Here is an 18,037-nt window from a genome sequence, read left to right as displayed (position 1 = left end):
CATGGCGAGGGGAGCCGCCGCGCCGGCGGGCACAGTGGGCGATGCGGGGCTGAGCCTCTACCGGCTGCTCGCGCCGGAGCTGCGGGAGGATCCGTATCCGCTGTACCACCGTCTGCGCGCCGAAGACCCGGTGCACTGGGATCCGTTCCTGCACACGTGGGTGGTCACCGCGCACGAGCCCGTGATGAGCGTGCTCCAGGATTTCTCCGCGGCGCGCACGCCGTCACCCGAGCTGCTCGCGTCGCTCGGCCTGGAAGCGCTCACGCCGATCGCCCGGGTGATGGTCCGCCAGATGCTCTACATGGACCCGCCCGAGCACACACGCGTCCGCATGATCGTGGCCAAGGGCTTCACGCCGCCGCGCGTCGACGCGCTGCGCGAGCGGATCGCGGCCGTCGTCGACGAGCTGCTGACGCACGCCGCGCGCGCCGGCGGGTTCGACGTGATCGCCGACTTCGCGCGCCCGCTGCCCGCGATCGTGTCCTGCGAGATGCTCGGGTTGCCGACCGTCGACTGGCCGCGGCTCAGCGAGTGGACGCGCGCGTTCGCCGAGCTGCTCGGCAACTTCCAGCACGGCCCGGTGCGCGCGGCGCGCCTGCGCGGCGCGGTCGCGTCGATCACCGAGTACTTCGAGGGCGCGCTGCGCGATCGTGCCCGGCGACCGGTAGGTCTGCTCGACGCGCTCGTCGGCGACGGTCTGTCGGACGACGAGGCGGTCGCGAACGCGATCATCACGCTCGTGGGCGGGCTCGAGACGACGACGAACCTGATCGGCAACGGCCTGCTCGCGCTGCTGCGTCACTCCGACCAATGGGCGCGCGTGCGCGACGAGCCCGCGTGCATCCCCGCCGCGGTCGAAGAGCTGCTCCGCTACGACAGCCCGATCCAGCACACCGCGCGCGTCGCGGTGGAGACCGTGACCCTCGCCGGGCGACGCATCGAGCGTCAGCAGGCCGTGATCGCGGTGCTCGCGGCCGCAAACCGCGACCCGGCGGTCTTCCCCGATCCCGACCGGCTCGACATCGAGCGCGCGGCCAACCGTCACCTCGCGTTCGGGTTCTCGACGCACCACTGCTTCGGCGCTCCGCTCGCGCGTCTCGAAGCGCAGCTCGCATTCACCGCGTTGGCCGATCGCCTCGGTCCGGTCGCGGCACCGGCCACCGTGACGTGGCGCGCCGACGCGGGCGCATTCCGCGGTCTCGAATCCCTCCCGTTGCCGCTCCGATGACCCGCGACCCACGCCCGATCGTCCCGGTGGCGCGCGGCGGTGAGCTCCCGCTGTCGTTCGCGCAGCAGCGCATCTGGCTGCTCGACCAGCTCGAGCCGATCTCGTGGACGTACAACGTGTCGGTGGTGCGGCGACTGCACGGCCGGCTGCGCGTCGACGCGCTGCGGCACGCGCTCGACGAGCTCGTCGCGCGCCACGAGGTGCTGCGTACGGGCTTCCCGACTGTTGACGGTCGGCCGGTCCAGCTGATCGGACCCGAACGTCCGTGTGACCTGCGCGTCGTCGACCTGAGCCGGCGCGCGCACGCCGACACCGAGGCGCGTCGCCGGGTGCGCATCGAGTGCCGCCGGCGCTTCGACCTCGCGACCGGACGGGTGTTCCGCGCCCTCGTCGTGCGCGTGCGCGAGGAGGAGTGGATCCTCGCGCTCACGATGCACCACATCGCGACCGACGCGTGGTCCGAGTCGTTGATGCTCGACGAGATCAGCATGCAGTACGACGCGTTCGTGCGCGACGAGCCCCGCTCCGAGCGCGCGGCGCCGGAGATCCAGTACGCCGACTACGCGGTCTGGCAGCGACAGGCCGACGCGACGACCGCGCGCCACGTCGACTACTGGGTGCACGCGCTCGACGGCATGCCGCCGCTACTCGAAGTGCCCGGCGACCGGCCGCGTCCGCACCGGCGCTCCGGGCGCGGTGCGCAGGTCGGGGTGGAGCTCTCGCCGGAGCTCACCACCGGTGTGCGGCGCGTCGCTCGAGCCGGGCGGGCGACGCCGTTCATGGTGCTGCTCGCCGCGTACCAGCTGCTGCTCGGGCGGTACACGGGCCAGGACGACATCGTGGTCGGCACACCGATCGCGAACCGCACCCGGCGCGAGACGAACGACCTCCTCGGCTTCTTCGCCAACACTGTGGCGCTGCGGGCCGATCTCTCCGGCGAGCCCGCGTTCGTCGACGTGCTCGCACGCGTGCGTGCGACCGCGCTGGTGGCCTACTCGCATCAGGACGCGCCGTTCGAGCAGGTCGTGCAGGCGCTCGCGCCGATGCGGTCCCTCGGACACACCGCGCTGTTCCAGCAGCTGTTCGTGTTCCAGAACGCGCCCGCGCGCGACCTTCGGTTCGAGGGCGTCACGAGCGAGGTCCTCGACATCGAGACGGGCACGTCGATGTTCGACCTCTCGATGGAGCTGCAGGAGTCGGGCGCCACGATCGCCGGCACGCTCGAATACGCGACCGACCTGTACGACCGCGGTACCGCGGAGCGGATCGTGCGCCACTTCCTCGTGCTGCTCGCCGCGATCGTGGCCGACCCGGCCGCGCCGGTGCACTCGTACGACCTGCTCGAGCGCCAGGAACGCCACCGCATGCTCGTCTCGTGGAACGAGACGCGCGCTCCGTTTCCGGCGCGCACCATTCACGAGCAGTTCGCGACGGCCGCCGCGGCGCATGCAGACGCGATCGCGCTCACCGCGCTCGACGAATCGGTGACCTATGGAGAGCTCGACGCGCGCGCTAACCAGCTCGCGCACCACCTTGTCGTGCACGGTGTCGGCCCCGAGTCGCGAGTCGGCATCCATCTGCCCCGTTCGGTCGACGCGATCGTCACGCTGCTCGCGACGCTCAAGGCCGGCGGCGCGTACGTGCCGCTCGACCCGGCCTATCCCGAGCCGCGGCTGCGCCTCATGATCGAGGACGCCGACGTCGACCTCGTCGTCACGCGCTCGGGCGCCGAGCTGCCGAGCGGCGGCGCTCACGTCGTTCGGCTGGAACACGACGCCGCGAGCATCGAGAAGGAGCCCGCGTCCGCGCCGGCCGTCACGACGGCACCGGACGCGCTCGCGTTCGTCATCTACACGTCCGGATCGACCGGATCGCCCAAGGGCGTGATGATCGAGCACCGCAACGTGCTCGCCCGTCTCTTCGGCGTCGACTACGTCGACTTCGGCGCGATCGACGCGATGCTCCACCTCGCTCCGCTCGCGTTCGATGCGGCGACGTTCGAGATCTGGGGCGCGCTCCTGCACGGCAGCCGCCTCGTGATCGCCCCCGACGAGCCGTTCTCGCTCGCGCGCTTCGGATCGCTCGTGCGCGGCGAGCGGGTCGACGCCGTCTGCCTCACGCCCGCGCTGTTCCACCTCGTCGTCGACGAGTCGTGGCGCGACCTCGTCGGCGTGCGCCAGCTCGCGGTCGGCGGTGACGTGCTCTCGCCCGCGCACGCGAAGGAGGCGCTGCGACTGCTGCCCGACCTGCGGCTGGTGAACGGCTACGGCCCGACCGAGGCGACGACCGACGCCGTCTGCCACGACGTCCGCCCCTTCGACGCGGAGGGCGCGACGATCCCGATCGGCCGTCCGATCGCGAACACCGACGTCTACATCGTCGACGCGCACGACCAGCCGGTTCCGGTCGGTGTCGTCGGCGAGCTGCTGATCGGCGGCGCCGGCCTCGCGCGCGGCTATCTGCACCGGCCCGAGCTCACCGCCGAACGCTTCGTGCCGCATCCGTTCCGCGCGGACCCAGGGGCGCGCGTGTACCGCACCGGTGACCGCGCCCGTTTCCGCGTCGACGGCACGATCGAGTTCGTCGGCCGGGTCGACGCACAGGTGAAGATCCGCGGCTTCCGTGTCGAGCCCGGCGAGGTCGAAGCGCTGCTGCTCGAGCACCCCGCCGTCTCCGCCGCCGCGGTCGTCGCGACCGACGGCGCCGAGGCGCGCGGCCGTCGTCTGATCGCGTACGTCGTCGCCGACGGCACGTCGGCACGCGAGCTGCGTGACCACTTGCGCGAGCGCGTTCCCGCACATCTCGTGCCCGCCACGGTCGTGCCCGTCGACGGGTTGCCGATGACGAGTACCGGCAAGCTCGATCGCGGCGCGCTCCCCGCGGTGATCGATCTCACCGACGGTGTGACGGACGACGACTCGATGACACCGGTGGAGCGCGCCCAGGCCGCGATCTGGTGCGAGGTCCTCGGTCTCGAACGCGTCGGCATCGACGACAACTTCTTCGCGCTCGGCGGCGACTCGCTGCTCGCGGCGGTCCTGTTCGCGCGCACCGCCCGGCAGACCGGGCGCGACATCCCGCTCGCGTTGATGTTCGCGTCACCGACGATTCGCGAGATCTCGCGCGCGATCGAACGTCACGCGGTCGACGACACGACGATCGTTCCGATGCAACCGCTGGGTGGGCGGCGGCCGCTCGTGGTGGGGCACACGGTCGGTGGCCTCCTCTTCCGGTACACCGGGCTCGTGCGGCACCTGGCCTCCGACCAGCCGGTGTTCGGTCTCCGCCCGACGGCCGAGGTGCTCGGCGGTCGCCGCCGCCTGCGCCTCGAAGAGCTGGCGCGCCGCTATCGCGACGACGTGCTTCGGCTCCAACCCGAGGGTCCGTACCAGCTCGCGGGCTTCTGCTTCGGTGGCATCGTGATGATCGAGGTCGCGCACCAGCTCGAGGCGCTCGGTCACACGGTCGCCGCGCTCGCGCTGTTCGACGCCGACCCGACCGACCTCGTGAAGGACTCGCGCCCGCGCCGTGAGGCCGCGCAGCTCGCGGCCCTGATGCGTGGCGAGGAGACCACCGGCACGTACCTGCGCCGGCGGCTCACGAACGCGCGCACGCGTGTCGACGCGCGCCCGCGACTCGGTGACTACGTACGCGTGCGCCGCCCCGGTGATGCCGAACCCGAATGGCCACTCGAGCGCGCGCTCGGACGCGCGTTGAAGTCGTACGTCGTGCCCGTGATCGGCTGCCCGCTCACGTTCTTCCGTGCCGGGGATCCGAGCGCGTCGACGAGCGCGGTGCGGTTCGTCGACGGTGCCGAGCGGACGTACCTCGTCGACGGACCCGGCGTGAGCCACGACACGCTGATGGACGAGCCCCACGTGGGCGTCCTCGCGAGCGCGCTCACCGATGTGCTCGACCGCTCAGACCTCGTGCACGACGACGGTCGCGGGAGCGTCGGCGACCGCAAGCGCGGCGGCGTGGTCGATATCGAGATCGAGGCCGTGCAGGTACCACCGCGTTGACGGGCGCGCGGGATCGTGCACGAACCCGTCGCCGAGCGGTACCTCGAAGTCGTCGCTCACGTCGGTGAAGCCGAGGCCGAGGCCCTTCAGGTAGGCCTCCTTGCGGACCCAGATCGCGAGGAACGCGTCGAGCCGCTCGCCGGCGGCGAGGCCGTCGATCGCGGCGCGTTCGGCGGGCGCGAAGAAGCGTTCGGCGACCTCCGCCCATGCGAAGTCGCGCCGCGGCTCGATGTCGATGCCGAGCTCGGTCGCGCCGGTCGCGACGACCGCGACGACCGCGAGCGCACGCGAGTGCGACACGCTGAACCGAGGCACGGCCGGGTCGGCGAGCACGGGCTTGCCGTCGGCGGTCGCGATGATCTCGACCACGCGCGGATCACGATCCAACGCGCGCCCGAGCACCGTCCGGAGCAGCGCGCGCGTACGGATCCGGGCGGCGCGGTCGGCAGGATCGCGGTAGCGATCGGCCGTACGCTGCTCGTCGGGCGTGAGCACGCTCCACGCGTCGCGCTCCGCCCGCGCATCCGGCCCGAGTCGGAGGCTCCACACGTCGACGCTCGTCATTGCCGCGAGGCGTGCGCGAGGCACTGCGCGTAGAGCGTCTCGCAGTCACGGATGAGGGCCTCGTGCCCGGGCTCCAGGAGGAGGGCTCGCACGTCGGCACTGAGCGCGCGCCGTTCCGCCGTGGGTGTCGCTTGCAGTTGGGTCGCGCGCTCGCCTGCGACCCCGCGCGTGTACGCCTCGAGCGTCGCGAACACGGCGTCGCGCGCGGCGGGATCGTCGTGTGGGAACGCGACGAGTCGGGTGTCGAAGCGCGCGTCGACCTCGTCGACGATCGCGCCGAACGCCTGCGTGACCCGATCGAACGGTGCCACGACGACGCGATCGAGCACGGGCAGGACGCGCCGGTGAAGCCGTGCGTACGCGCGCAGCGCGTCGTCGAGCTCGTCCCGATAGCCCCGCGCGAGGTAGGAGCTGATCGCGTCGACCGGGTCGCGGATCGTGAGCACCGTGGGCTTGCCGAGCCGCAGCGCCTCGAGGATGTGTGCGGCGGAGTGGATGTGGCTCGCGACCTGCGCGTCGGGGTTGGAGTAGAGCAGCGCCTCGCGAGCGAAGCTGTTCGCCGAGCCCGGTGAGCCGTCGATCACGATCGTCGTGCGCGCGTCGACGACGGTCCCGACACCGCGCTCCCGGAGGTACGCGCAGTACAACCGTGGCGCGCGCTCGAGCGTCGAGTACCACCGTGCGCGGGTCGCCGCCCACGCCGGCCACTCCCTCAGGCCCGGCACGTCCGTCCCCTCAGGTCCGTGGCGCGCCGAGCACGTCGAGGTCGCGCTTCGCGTAGCGGTTGTGCGCCCACTCTTCGTTCAGCACGACGCCGATGCATCCCGCGACCGTCGTCTGCCCGCCGTTCGGTGACGCGACTTCGCGCGCGACGTCGGCATCGGTCGCGTCGGCGAGAAGTTGCACGATCGAGTCCATGCGCGCGCGGCGGATCGCGAACACCTCGTCGAGCGATGGTGACGCGTCGATGTCGAGCCGCTCGCGCCACGGCTCGGGGTCGTCCATCGGCATGCCGAGCGAGTGGAACGGCTCGGGGTCGTCGAGCACCGGTCCGGTGATCCAGCGGTCGGTCGCGAACACGAGGTGGCGCAGCGTGTCGACGTACGACCATTCGCCGTCGACCGACTCGTGCCGCGCGGTCTCCGGGAGCGCGCGGGCGCGCGCCAGCGTCGCCGCGGCCTGGTCCTCGATCACCCGCCACGCGGCGCGTAACCCGTCGGGGTCGCGCGCCGCGAGCGCGCGGAGCTCCGGGTGGCGGCGCGCGAGCTCGGCGCGCACGTAATCGCTCACGTCGACCTCGTTCACGACGAGCGACCCGAGGTACGCCGAGATCTCCAGGTTGTCGACGAACGCGTCGGTGATCTTCACGTTGCGGAACCCGCAGCCGTGGAAGCGGCTGCCGTTCAGGTTGACGCGCAAGAACCGTGAGTTCTGCAGGTCGTCGTCGACGAGCTCCGCCATGCGCGCGTGTCTAGGCGCGGCCGGCGGCGTCGGCAACCGCCCCGGCGTCGGGGCAGAATGCAGGGACGATGACGACGCAGGCCGCGATCTACTACGACCCGTACGACTACGCGATCGACGTCGACCCGCACCCGGTCTGGCGGCGGATGCGGGAGGAGCAGCCGCTCTACTGGAACGAGCGCTACGGGTTCTGGGCGCTGAGCCGGTTCGAGGACGTCTGGACCGCGTATCACGACACCACGACGTTCAGCTCGGCGCACGGTGTGCAGCTCGAGACGCTCGACGCGCCGATCGAGCACCCGACGATGATCTTCATGGATCCACCCGAGCACGATCAGCTGCGCACGCTCGTGAGCCGCGCGTTCACGCCCCGGCGCATCCGGGATCTCGAGGCGTCGGTCGCCGCGCTCGTCGACGACTACCTCGCACCGTTCGCGGACGCGGATCAGTTCGACTACGTCGACCAGTTCGGCGCGCTGCTGCCGCCGATGGTGATCGGCGAGCTGCTCGGTGTGCCCGCGGAGGATCGCGAGCAGATGCGGCATTGGTTCGACGACATCCTCCATCGCGACGAAGCGTCGAACGGTCCGAGCGAGCGCGCGATGACCGCGGGCTACGCGACGTTCGAGTACGTCAACGCGATGATCATCGAGCGTCGCACGGCGCCGCGCGACGACCTCATCACCGCGCTGATCGAGGCCGAGATCGAAGAGAACGGTGCGACCCGCCGGCTCGACGAGCTCGAGGTGGTGTCGTTCGTCATCCTGCTCGCGGGCGCGGGCGTCGAGACCGTGGCGCGCTTGTTGAGCTGGGCCGCGGTCGTGCTCGCGCGCAATCCGGATCAGCGCGCCGCGCTCGTCGAGGATCCGTCGCTCGTGCCCAACGGTGTCGAAGAGCTCCTGCGATTCGAGGCGCCGTCACCCGTGAACGGGCGCTGGGTCACGCAGCCGTTCGAGGTGCACGGCACGGTCGTGCCCGCGGACTCGAAGATCCTGTTGCTCAACGGCAGCGCGAACCGCGACCCGCGTGAGTTCGACGATCCCGATCGCTTCGACGTGCGCCGCGCGATCAAGCGCCACATCACGTTCGGCTACGGCGCGCACTTCTGTCTCGGCGCCGCGCTCGCGCGCCTCGAAGGCCGCATCGCGCTGGCCCGGACGCTGGCGCACTTCCCGACGTGGGAGATCGACGAGTCCGAGCTCGTCCCCGTGCACACGAGCACCGTGCGCGGCTTCGCGTCGGTCCCCATCCACCTCCGCTGACGCGGCGAAGCCGGACCGATCTGCGTTTTCTGGTCGGGCTCGCAAGCGTCGCCCTCCTCGACGCCTCGGCCGCCGGGTCGGGCGGGCCGCCAAGCGACCCGCCCGTTCCTGGGGGACCGCACGGTCAGTCGCCGGTCGACGGGTCGATCACGGTCGCGATGCGGGTCACGCGATCGGCGGGGAAGCCGCCGCAGCGCGCGTGCTCGAAGATGATGTCCTCGCTGGGCGCGACGTAGACGCAGTACAGCTTGTCGTCGGTGACGTAGCTCTGGAGCCAGCGGATCTCGGGCCCGAGGTCGGCGAGGACCTTGTTCGACTTCTGGCTGATGTCACGCAGCTCGGACTCGCTGAGCTTGCCCGCACCCGGGATGTCTCGCTCGATCACGAACTTCGGCATTGGTAGCACCCCCGTACTACTGGTATCGTACTCGGAGTATCTCCCCGACATACCAGTGGTACGTGAGTATGCATACCAAGAGTACGGAAGTCAAGAGGACGTCCGCGAAGGACAAGCGCGTGGCCCAGGGCGACGCCACCCGGGCCGCCCTGGTCGGCGCGGCGCGCCAGCTGTTCGGCGAGTCGGGCTACGGCGACACCTCGACCGACGAGATCGTCGTCGCCGCCGGCGTGACCAAGGGCGCGCTGTACCACCACTTCGGCGGCAAGGAGGACGTGTTCAAGGCGGTGGTCGAGCAGGTCCAGCACGAGGTGTCCGACCACGCGGTCGCGGAGTTCCTCGCACCCGATTCGTGGGAGGCGCTCGTGTCCGGCTGCACGCTGTGGATCGACGCGCACCTCGACCCCGCGGTGCGGCGCATCGTCCTCCAGGACGCGCGCGCGGTGCTCCCGTGGGAGGACGTGCGCGCGATCGAGAACCGCTACGGCGCGGTCGCGCTGCGCGGCGCGCTCCGCAAGGCCGTGCACGCGGGTGTCATCGAAGACCGTCCGTTGCGCCCGCTCGCGCTGCTGTTGCTCGGCGCGCTCAGTGAGGCGTGCCTCTACATCGCCGACGCCGACGACCCCGAGGCCGCGCGCAAGGAATGCCTCGAGCTCATCACCGACATGCTCGGCGCCTTCCGCGTGCCTGCTTCCGACTCGCGCGGCTGACGCGGCGACTTCGTTCGCGGTGAAGCCTCTGGAACGGACTGCGACGGCTACGGCCGATAGGTGAACCGAACGTCGGCGACAGCCTTCGAGACCTTCCCCGAGGTGTTGATCACATAGACGGTGAAGGTGCCGGCCTTGGCCCCACCTCCGGTGACCGCGGTGATCTCGGTCGGCGAGACGATGGTGACCTGCGTCGCGGCGATGGTGTCCGTGCGCGCACCGCGGCCCTGTCCGATGACGACCTGGTCTCCGGCCGCGAACCCGGTGCCGATGATGTCGATCGGCGTTCCACCCGCGACCGGGCCCGAGTTCGGTGTCGCCGAAGTGATCTGCAGCGGCACGGGTTTCGCGACGGCGATCGTCTGGGAAGCCGTCACGCGCGCCGAGCCACCGGACGCCTTGACCGAACCGTCGATCTGGCACGAGCCCGCGTGCGTGAACGTCACGGTGCCCGCGCCGAGGGAGCAGGCGCGTCGTGTCGTCGCGTCGACCTTCAACGCGACGGGGGCACCGGAGCTGGCGGTGGCCGACACCGCGTACGTCCCGCCCACCGCCGCGTCGTCCGGCGGTGCCGAGAACGTGATCGTCGGTTGCGCCTTCCCGACCGTGATCGTTTCCGACGCGGTTCCCGCCGCGTAGTTCCCCGACGACGCAACCGCCCCGTCGACCACGCACGATCCGACCCGCGCATAGGTGACGGTGTTCCCGGTGATCGTGCACACGCGTGCGGATGCCGGATCCACGCTCAGGCTCACCGTTTGACTCGAGTCCGACGTGGCCCACACCGGATACGAACCGCCGACCACCGCGGGTGGCGACGCGATGAACGTGATGCCTTGAGGATCGAGATTGATGTTGATGTAGTAGTACTTGTAGGTCCCGCCGAAGTACTTCGACGTCGTCGGCGTGGTGAAGTCGACGTAACACACGCCGACCGAGTTGAACATGAGCGTGCCGTTGTACACGCTGCACCCGCCCGTCGAGGACGGATCGATCGACAGGGTCGCGGGCAGTCCGGAGACCGACGTCACCTTGGGTGTGAACGTGCTGCCCACCGCCACGTTGCTGCCCGGCCACGACTGGACCTCGTAGACGTTCTCGGCCGGGCCGATCGGAACGCGCAGCTGCACCGGGGTCGCGGCGTACCCGTCGGCTGCCGGGAACGTCGCGTCGAGCAAGCAGGTGCCGACGTCGAAGAACTTGAGCGTGAAGCCGTCCCAGGTGCAGCCGGTCGAGGCCGGGTCCAGACCGCTGTAGAGCACGTCGTTGAAGATGCTCAGCGAGAATGGTTCGCTCGGAGACCAGGTCCGGCCGACGACGAAGTTCTGCAAGGGATTCGGCAGGACGACCGACTGCGGGAGCCCGCCCGGCTCGATGTCGGAGCTGTTCCCGAAATTGCCGCCCATGTCGCGGTACGTGCCGAGGATCGAATACGTACCGCTCAGAAGGCCGGCCGGGACGGGCAGCACGGTCGCAGCGGTCCCGTTGGCAACGGGCGCGCTCGCGGTGACCGCGGCCTGGTTGCCATCTTCGAGGGTGAACGTCACGGTGCCTTCGTCGACCGTCGCCACTGACGACGACACCTGCGCGGTGACCGGGATGTCCTGGGTGTCGCCGCTGTACACCGTCGATACCGCGCCGGTCGTCGTGGTCGGCGCCTGGGCCACGACGACGTTCGGCACCCCGTCGCCGCTGATCTCGTTCAGTCCCCCGGGGTCGCTGTAGTTGGCCTGCACGCGGTAGGTCCCGGCAGCGAGGCCGGCCGGAAGCGCGTAGAGGGTCGACGCCGTGCCCTCACCGATCGGTGCGGTGACCGGCGTGGCCACCGTCTGGTTCGAGCCGTTGTACAGAGTGAAGATGACGTTGCCCTCGGCGACGGGCCCGGCCGAGTTCACGACGTGGGCGGTCAGGCTGACGTTCTGAGCCGCGGTTGAGTAGGTGGTCGTGGCCCCGCTCGCCGTCGTCGCGGTGCCGAGGTCGGAGCGGGCGACGAAGTGGGCGTACAGCGTGGTCGACGAAGGTCCGGTGGGCAGCAGTGCCGAGAGGTCGGTGTCGTTCGCCACCGCGGTTCCGCCCTCGGCCGCGGTGTACCAGCCGGTGAAGACCTTGGCGGATCCCGGGTCGGACGGCGTGGGGAGCGACTGCTGCGATGCGGTCACCGTCGGAGCGAACACATGCATTGCCGAGGGGGGGTTGCCCGGGCCGGCCAGGTCGAAGTTGAGCGTGTAGTTGTTGGCGGTGATCAACAGACCACCGCCACCTTGGCCGTTGTTGGGGATCGTGCCGTTGTTGACGATCGTGCCGTGGTTGACGATCGTCCCGGCACCGTTGCTGGACGAGCTGGCGTCCTGGATCGTCCCGTTGTTGTTCAACACGCCATCGTTTTCGAGGGTGCCTCCGGTTCCGATCTGGAGGTCGCCGGTCGGTCCGATCGAGGTCGTCTCGTAGTTGGCGAGCAAACCACCCGACACGGTGCCCAACACGAGACCGATTCCGGCGAGCGGGCCCAGAACCTCGAGGGATGCCGCCGCGATGCCGGTCAAACCGATGAGGGACGTTTGGATGATGTTGACGGGAACGAACGTCGTGGCGAATATCGCCGCGACTGACGCGATCTGGTTGAGCAACACGGGCAGCACGACGAGGCCTCCGGTCACGATGGCGGCGAAGCCCATCGCGAACGGTGCCGCGATCTTCTCCAGGGCGACGAGATTGCAGTTCCCGCCGTCGGTGAAGATGTCGAGGAACGAGCCCGGCGCGTTGGGGTCTTGCGGCTTGCAGCCCGAGGCGTATCTCTGGGGGACGATCTCGATGCCGCCGTTGTCGGGCGGTGTCGGCGCGGGCGCCGGTGCGCCGGGAATCAGCCCGTAGTCACTCGAGCTCCCGTAGGTGACCGAGCTCTGCGTTCCGCCCTGGTACGCCGCCGACCACGCGCTGAGTACGTAGTACTGCTTGATGTAGGGGCCGCCGACGGTCTGCTGGAGCATGAAATACGGCGCTTCGGCCGAGCACCCGGCCATTCCACCGGCATTGGTTGTCTGGTTGCACAGCGGATACCAGATGCCGTTCTGTGCCTCGACCGAGAAGTACACCGACTGGTACGGCAAGGGCGCCACCGCGGTGGTCGAATCGTCGCTCCCGTGGCTCGTCCCGTCGCTGGTCGTCGGCGCCGTGGCGATCAGGCCCGCGACCATCGTGACCTGGTTGATGCCGCTGGTCGTGGTCACCTCCTCGATCGAACCGAACGTGCCGGTCTTCGAGGTCTGCACGGTCTGCGCGGGATCCGCCGCGCCGGCCGGAGTGATGTCGACCCGCACGAGGGTCAGTGCCGAGACCAGGCCCGCGATCGCGGCCATGGCCACCGCGCGCCGCCACGGCCGGGATGCGCGCCGGGACGCACCCTTTGGCCCTCGCGTTTGCTGCTCGCCGGTGCTGTCCACGCTGCCCCCTCGGTCCGATCCTGCGAGGGGACGCTAACTAATCATATGTATACTGTCAACTGTAAACTTTAATGAGAAAGCATACGAGGGGTAGGTGAGTCGGCGTAAAAATGGTCGCGGTGGAAGCGCACGAGAAGGGGAGCCGGGCATCGGCCCGGCAACGCAATGCCCGTGGCCAGGGACACCTGCTGCGGGCGGAGATCGTCGCCGGCGCGACGGCGATCCTCGAGCGCTCCGGATCCGAGGACGCGGTCACGCTGCGCGCCGTGGCGCGCGAGATCGGGATCACCGCGCCGTCGATCTCGGCCCACTTCCCGGATCGCGCCGCGATCATCGACGCGGTCGTTGCCGAGGAGCTCGGCACCCTCGCGACGCAGCTCACCGCGGCGGCGCGCGCCGCCGATCCGGTGGCCGCGCTCTTCGCCGCGTGGCGCGCGTACGTCGAGTTCGGACGGGCGCATCCGACGCAGTACCGCGTCATCTTCGAGCGCCGGTTCCTCTCGTTGTGGGACGACGACGAGCGACCGATGGTCGAGACGCTGCCGATCTTCGCGGGCACCGTCGCGATGATGATCGGCCTGCTCCAGACGTGCATCGACGCGGGTCGCTCCACGAGCACCGACGCCACGACCGACAGCGTCGCGATCTGGTACTTCGTGCACGGGATGGTGGCGCTGCCGTCGACCATCACGTCGTTCGCGTGGCCCGACCCCGCCGCGCACCTCACCGCGGGCATCACGAACCTCGCGCACCTGGTGCCGCCGGCGTGATGTCGCGATGTCGAGAGCAGGTTCGGAGGCCGCCACTGTGCGAGACGAACTGCGACGGCAGCCGACATGTCCCTTCGTGTACCTCATGCCCGCGCTCCCGCGAGCCGTTGTAGGGCCTTCGGAAACAGGTCGACAGAGCAACCCGAGCGTCGAGGTGAGTCACGCGCGAGCGATCAAGGCTGTTTGATTGACCATAGCGACCGTGGTGGCAATCGCCGAAGCCTCGCTCTTCGAGAGACCTGTCGTCCTACTCGTGACGGTGTTCCCGAGCACCGTCAGGTACCGGCTTGGAGAATTCGTTCCGAATCGACCGTTCTGGAAGCGTGTCTTCGAGGACGTGCAGATCACGGCGGCCCGCGCACGTGTGAGCGATACGTAGAGCGTGCGGGCACCTTCGAGCACGAGGCCCGCAGCCAAACCTCGCTTCGGACCGGGAAACACTTGGTCCTCTAGGCCCGGGATGAACACGACGTTCGCCGACAGCCCCTTCGCTCCGTGCATGGTCATGATCCGTATGCGATCGGAACCCGCCTCGGGCGGGGGAACAAGGCCGAGCCTCTCGTGCATCGCAACGGTGACACTGTGCATCTCGTCGTCGTTCTCGGCGAACAGAAGGCCGCGAAGTTCAGACAGCAGCACGTCGTCGGATAGCCCTTGCGTAAAGGTCTCCCAATCGGCCCTATCCGCCGCGCCGCGCGCATGCTCGATGAGTTGAGCAAGAGCTACGCGCCGCTGCCCGAGAGTGTCATCAGTCGTCCAGCCGTTCACAGCCGCGATTACCTGCCGCACCCTGTCGACCACCCCTTGAAGGCTGGCACTCAGCACGCCGGTGGGAACCATTCACGTCCTGACGTTCGGCCGCGCTGCGTCTGGACAGGTAGTCGGCGATCCCGGCGCGCGTCGCGTCCATGATCGGGTTCAGAACTGCGTGTCCCATCTCGGCGATCGAGATGTCCTTCCCATGCTGCTCGAAGCCCGGCCACGCGAGGTACGCCGTGATCTTGCGCGTCTGAGGAACACGGTCGATGATCTCGTCGATCGCTACGCCTTCACCGTCGCACACGATGATCGAGCTTCGGTGGTCGATGATCTCGGGCTTCCACTCCATCACGTGCAACCGAACCGAGCCGAGGTCACCGCCCAGAGTCGGATCAAGCTCGACGTCTTCCTCGTGTTCGAGGATCGAAGCCGGGTCGAGATGAGTCCCGTCGTAACTCACGACGACGTTCGTGTAGCGAGCCAGATACGCCGCGAAGCGAACGACGAGCCAGTTCGACGCTGAATCCCTGAGAAGCGGGCCGGTTGTCTCGCGTGCTCCCGTGACACTTACGGTCGTGCCTGACCGGCCTGTTGCGAGAGCCTCGGGATCACTGACGGTGAACTCCGAAGCGTCCAACGAACCGAAGACAGCCGTGCGTTCGAGGCCCCCACCGAACGCGTCGGCGACCGTCGTCCACTCGGCCTCGTTCCCAAGGGCGAACGCGCGGAAGCGGCCCTGACCCTTCTTACCGTGCAACGGGCGCGCGCCGTTCTTCGAGAGCTTCTGGCCCTTCTTCCATGAGCCTCCGAGGGTGCTGAAGTCTCGGATCGCTCGGCGTGCGCCATGCCGTGGCCGTTGTCGATCACCTTGACGCTTCGCACCGCGTCCATCTCCGTACGGCCGATCACGACATCCACCGTTGTCGCTTCGGCGTCGAGCGCGTTCCAGACCAACTCGGCCACGGCCGCGAGCGGCTGCGTCGGCTTGCACAGTTCGTCGAACTGGTCCGCAGCCACCGTGACCGGAAGACTCGTCGGCATCTGTGAAAGCTGCGGCGCGGGTCGGACACTCACCTCCCAACCGCTGCTGATGGCCGCCGCGAGCCGCGGCAGGCGCCCGAGGTAGCTCCGCCGATCTCGCGCCTCGCCCGTCTGTCCCCGTGGTGAACGAGGCATGGTGCCGCGCGCGTTGGTGCACACGCTTCCACCCGCGCACTGAGGCCGCGGCCAGGCCGCGAGACGCCGCGAGAGGCCGCCGAACGCTGGAAGACGTCGCGATCCATCATTCGAGAATCATGGCCGTATGACCAGGACAAACGCCTCTGACCAGCAGAGAGGACTTCACCGTTAGCTGTGACCAGGACCGCAATGGTCGATGTCGATCCTCTGTTACAGGCTAACGAGGCCAGAATTACACGGCAGATCGCGTTATCGGTATGCGCGGTCGCCTAACTGAGCGCGCTGCTCGTCTGGCCCGGCCGCTAGCTCCCCAGAGCGCGGGCCTGATTCCACCAGTCCTCATGCGCCGTCCAAGCCTCGCCGCGAACGCGCCCTGTCGCGACGCGCACGAAGGGAATGAGAGCGACTGAGCGCCCGCCGGTATGCGGAAGGACCGAAGCCAACATCGGAACGAGTTCCATCCGAAAGCTCGCCGAGTCGTGCGACGCCAAGCGGTACGGAACTGAAGGCGATAGGTAGCCGCCAAACGGGTCGACCACCTGAGAACCTCCGGCGCGCTCGATCTCGAACCCCCAGCCCTGAATCGTTGTTGCCAAGGCCCCGACGTTCGCGGCTTCGATTCCGGCCAGGGGTGGTCCGTCCGGAACTGGCACGCCCATGTGTGCCGAGACGCTTACGTCTGGGCCCGCCGGAACTGATTTGCGCTCGGCTTCGATCGAGCGGGGTTTCGCGGACCGTCGCGTGTACATAAGCGTCGGTACCGCGATCGCGAGCAATGCGACCGCGATAACGAGGCTCCACGCTCCGACTCCCAGCGCAAGCATCTCGCCGTTCTACTCCGTTGATACGACGAAAGCGTCTGGTGCGTCTCCTTCCTTTCGCTACGAGCCGCGCGTGAACGCGCGCGGTGAGCGCGACGCCACCCTCCGTTGACAGCGGTGTAATTCCCGCGCTGTAATACGGGTCGCGAAGTAGGGCCCAAAGGCCAGGAGGACTACGAATGTCGTCAGATGCGGCGAAGCAAGCGGCTCGATCCGGTTGGGAGATCTTCATCGACTCCGACCCGGCTCCGAGCCGCGAAGAGATCAACGAAGCGCTCGCGAGCCTCGGCTCACCGGGCATCTCGACTCGGATGTATCGGCACTATGAAGCACTCGTGCGCCACGGCTACGGCGAGTACGTGCCGATCAACCAACTCGACGTGACAGTGAAGGCGCGGCTCGCACAAGCCAACTAGCGGCGACCGTCGTTCTGGACTCGGAGCCAGGTTCTGTGTCGCAATCGCCGCCCATACTGGTGATGGTGGGTCAGGGCGCAGAGGTCCGGACCCACCACACCCAGCCGAACCGAGACCTGTAGTGGTCCTCCAGCTCGTGGCCTTAGCAACCGGGAGTATGTGCCACTGCCAGGCCGGTCGGCAAACACCGAAAGGGGGTGGAGGCCATGGGAAAGAACACCCGACAGACCGGCCCGAAGGCAGCTTCGGCGGCTGGCAAGGTGCTGGCGAGCCCGAAGTCGAGCGCTGCTGACAAGGCAGCGGCGGCTAGCGCGCTCGCGCAGACCCCGAGCAAGAAGAAGTAGTCGGAGACGATGCGGCTGACCTCGGACATGCGGAGGTCGAGGTCGCCGCGCGACGCCGACGGTTGCTCGCATAACGAGCACAGAGCGGGCAATATGCGCTCTCGGGGGTCGGGACGACGGACGGCGGCGGGAGGCAGGTGCTCGTTCATCCGGCTTTGGCCGAAGTGGTGGCAGCGTTGGAAGGCGGCGGTTTCTGGGCCAACGCATACGACGTTCAGTGGCGCCTGGTGGCAGTGACAGCTGAGATGGCGGCGACCGTTGATCGGTCTCTTGTCAGCGACCTGTTCGGGTTCAGTCCCGAGGCGCTGGTCGTGGAGGGTCCTATGGATCCCTCGCTCGACGTGTACCGAGCGTCGCTGCGGCATAAGGGTGAATGGATCCTCGCCGATCTCGGTGTCGATCGCGAGGAGCTGCGTCAGATGCTCCATCCCGCGCTTCGTGACGTGGTGGACGATCTGGCGCCCTGCGGTTCCGTCGCGACATGGTGGGCCACGCCGAGTATGTACATGGGAGACGAGATCGGGCTGGTCACGGTCGCACTGCGCGTGCGCGATGCCGACGATCATGTGATCGGAACGGTAGAGGTCACCAAGCCGGGCGTCGGGATGAACACGCTGGCGATGTTGACCGCCTTCGGTGATCGCAATCACTTCTCACAGATGGT

General features: G+C 68.9%; 14 protein-coding genes. 7 read left to right on the top strand and 7 right to left on the bottom strand.

All coding sequences use genetic code 11. From position 1 onward, the window contains the following. Position 1 precedes the first annotated feature (1 nt). Both VH914_01265 and VH914_01260 read left to right on the top strand, forming a co-directional pair. Positions 2-1,228, top strand: a complete 1,227-nt coding sequence (locus tag VH914_01265) for a cytochrome P450 (protein ID HEX4489809.1) — start codon at positions 2-4, stop codon at positions 1,226-1,228. Further along, positions 1,225-5,250, top strand: a complete 4,026-nt coding sequence (locus VH914_01260) for an amino acid adenylation domain-containing protein (GenBank protein ID HEX4489808.1) — start codon at positions 1,225-1,227, stop codon at positions 5,248-5,250. Before VH914_01265 ends, VH914_01260 begins: the two co-directional genes overlap by 4 nt. Here VH914_01260 and VH914_01255 read toward each other — a convergent pair. From VH914_01255 to VH914_01245, 3 genes are read right to left on the bottom strand one after another with little or no spacing between them, the layout of a single operon-like run. Beyond that, positions 5,149-5,814: a 4'-phosphopantetheinyl transferase superfamily protein gene (locus tag VH914_01255; GenBank protein ID HEX4489807.1), complete on the bottom strand. Its 666-nt coding sequence runs from the start codon at positions 5,812-5,814 to the stop codon at positions 5,149-5,151. The two genes, VH914_01260 and VH914_01255, sit on opposite strands and share 102 nt — an antisense overlap. Beyond that, positions 5,811-6,539, bottom strand: a complete 729-nt coding sequence (locus VH914_01250) for a hypothetical protein (protein ID HEX4489806.1) — start codon at positions 6,537-6,539, stop codon at positions 5,811-5,813. Before VH914_01250 ends, VH914_01255 begins: the two co-directional genes overlap by 4 nt. Positions 6,540-6,549: 10 nt before the next feature. Then, a complete protein-coding gene (locus VH914_01245) occupies positions 6,550-7,275 on the bottom strand; it encodes a DinB family protein (GenBank protein ID HEX4489805.1) in 726 nt (241 codons plus the stop codon). Between the two features lie 68 nt (positions 7,276-7,343). Between VH914_01245 and VH914_01240 the strand changes: the two genes are divergently transcribed. After that, the gene (locus tag VH914_01240) at positions 7,344-8,537 is read left to right on the top strand and encodes a cytochrome P450 (GenBank protein ID HEX4489804.1); all 1,194 of its coding nucleotides are present in this window, start codon (positions 7,344-7,346) and stop codon (positions 8,535-8,537) included. Between the two features lie 124 nt (positions 8,538-8,661). On the opposite strand, the gene VH914_01235 is transcribed toward VH914_01240, so the two are convergent. Further along, positions 8,662-8,934: a DUF4242 domain-containing protein gene (locus VH914_01235; protein HEX4489803.1), complete on the bottom strand. Its 273-nt coding sequence runs from the start codon at positions 8,932-8,934 to the stop codon at positions 8,662-8,664. A 119-nt stretch (positions 8,935-9,053) separates the two neighbouring features. Between VH914_01235 and VH914_01230 the strand changes: the two genes are divergently transcribed. Continuing rightward, complete coding sequence (locus tag VH914_01230; GenBank protein ID HEX4489802.1) at positions 9,054-9,644, top strand: TetR/AcrR family transcriptional regulator; 591 nt, start codon at positions 9,054-9,056, stop codon at positions 9,642-9,644. Between the two features lie 47 nt (positions 9,645-9,691). Here the strand turns inward: VH914_01230 and VH914_01225 are convergent, their stop codons facing one another. Next, entirely contained in the window at positions 9,692-13,000 is a 3,309-nt protein-coding gene (locus VH914_01225; GenBank protein HEX4489801.1) for an IPT/TIG domain-containing protein, read from the bottom strand. Positions 13,001-13,203: 203 nt separating this feature from the next. Here VH914_01225 and VH914_01220 point away from each other — a divergent pair, with 203 nt between their 5' ends. Further along, the gene (locus tag VH914_01220) at positions 13,204-13,854 is read left to right on the top strand and encodes a TetR/AcrR family transcriptional regulator (protein HEX4489800.1); all 651 of its coding nucleotides are present in this window, start codon (positions 13,204-13,206) and stop codon (positions 13,852-13,854) included. 159 nt (positions 13,855-14,013) lie between these two features. On the opposite strand, the gene VH914_01215 is transcribed toward VH914_01220, so the two are convergent. Further along, positions 14,014-14,655, bottom strand: coding sequence for a 3'-5' exonuclease (locus VH914_01215; GenBank protein ID HEX4489799.1), 642 nt, complete (start codon positions 14,653-14,655; stop codon positions 14,014-14,016). Continuing rightward, complete coding sequence (locus VH914_01210; protein ID HEX4489798.1) at positions 14,603-15,370, bottom strand: hypothetical protein; 768 nt, start codon at positions 15,368-15,370, stop codon at positions 14,603-14,605. The genes VH914_01215 and VH914_01210 overlap by 53 nt, the downstream gene beginning before the upstream one ends. A 1,422-nt stretch (positions 15,371-16,792) precedes the next feature. On the opposite strand from VH914_01210, the gene VH914_01205 reads away from it, so the two are divergent. Both VH914_01205 and VH914_01200 read left to right on the top strand, forming a co-directional pair. Beyond that, entirely contained in the window at positions 16,793-17,029 is a 237-nt protein-coding gene (locus VH914_01205; protein ID HEX4489797.1) for a hypothetical protein, read from the top strand. Positions 17,030-17,510: 481 nt separating this feature from the next. Further along, positions 17,511-18,037, top strand: a 527-nt coding sequence (locus tag VH914_01200; GenBank protein ID HEX4489796.1) for a hypothetical protein, incomplete at its 3' end; no start/stop codon positions are given.

The organism is Acidimicrobiia bacterium (assembly GCA_036271555.1).
Taxonomy (GTDB): domain Bacteria; phylum Actinomycetota; class Acidimicrobiia; order IMCC26256; family PALSA-610; genus DATBAK01.
The sequence above is the reverse complement of the archived record's forward strand: the minus strand, read 5'-3'. Positions and strand labels throughout refer to the sequence as shown.